Source organism: Microcystis sp. M53603_WE2 (genome assembly GCF_030065435.1).
The window spans coordinates 1-1,119 of sequence record NZ_JASJFF010000412.1; the positions used below are offsets into that span (position 1 = coordinate 1).

General features: G+C 40.5%; 1 protein-coding gene. It reads right to left on the minus strand.

The annotated features are described in order from the left end of the window. Nucleotides 1-168: 168 nt before the first annotated feature. Nucleotides 169-1,080, minus strand: a complete 912-nt coding sequence (locus tag PX481_RS08635) for a DUF4351 domain-containing protein (RefSeq protein WP_288094391.1) — start codon at nt 1,078-1,080, stop codon at nt 169-171. Nucleotides 1,081-1,119: the final 39 nt, after the last annotated feature.

Genomic DNA, 1,119 nt, shown 5'->3' on the forward strand with positions numbered 1-1,119 from the left:
CAATTTCTCCCACCAAGAACAAGAGAGCCGGCTAGTTTTCACGTCACCGGAAGAAGAGAGAAAGGTTTCGAGGTAATCTTTACTAAATTTATCCCAAAGAAAGCGAGTCAAGACCTAAGTGATTAAATCAATGATGATGATTATTTTATCATCTTCAAAGCCTATTTATTAGGTCAGCCAATTAATTAAGTCAGCTTGAGTCTCAAAGTCTAGCAATGCTTCTCCTAAGTCTTCTAATTTTTCTACTGAGAGTTTTTGGATAGTTTCAGTAATATGCGGGGGCAGTTCACCAAAACGTCGGTTAAGCAAGCGTAGCACTAGGTTGGCTTCTCCTTTTTGAAGTCCGATAGCTTCTCCTTCTTGAATGCCTTCGATTCTGCCTTTTTGAAGTCCGATAGCTTCTCCTTGTTGAATAGCTTTTTCTCTATCTTGTTCGTATAAAGGGGCTAAACGCATAATAAATTTACTCTCCTCCTGGGTTCTTTTGGGTAAGGCTTGCAAGTTTCTACTCAAATTGTATAATAATTTTAAGGAAGCTGATTTAAAGGGATGACTAGAAGACAAGGCCTCTAATTCATCAATCGCTCTGCTTCTGGTTCCTCCTCTGCCTAATAATCTTAACCAAAGGGTTTCAGGGGTTTCGGGTAATTGATGCAGGACAATAAGGGATGTATTTAATGCTGGAGGTAAAAAATAAATTCCTTCTCCCCAATCTGGGTTTAATTGACCTGAAAAAGCAGTTATAATCCTCTGACTGGCAGTAGGAGTTAGTATCCATAGTCTAGGAATATTTTCTGCTAATAAGGGTTGTTGATGACGGTGAGCTTCTCTTTGTAATTGTTCCCGCACAGTCAACAGTTTAGATAAACAAGCGAGAATTCCCTCAATCGTGACAGGATTGCGATGGGGTTCCAATAGACAAGGGGTTTGAGCTAATCGGCCCAATAAACCTAATTCGGGCGGCATTTCTGGGGAAGTCGGTCGAAAATAGACATCGATTTCTTGAGTTTTTGCCGTCACAGCAAGGCTAGTTTTCACGTCACCGGAAGAAGAGAGAAAGGTTTCGAGGTAGTCTTTCACTAAATTTATCCCAAAGAAAGCGAGTCAAGACCTAAGTGA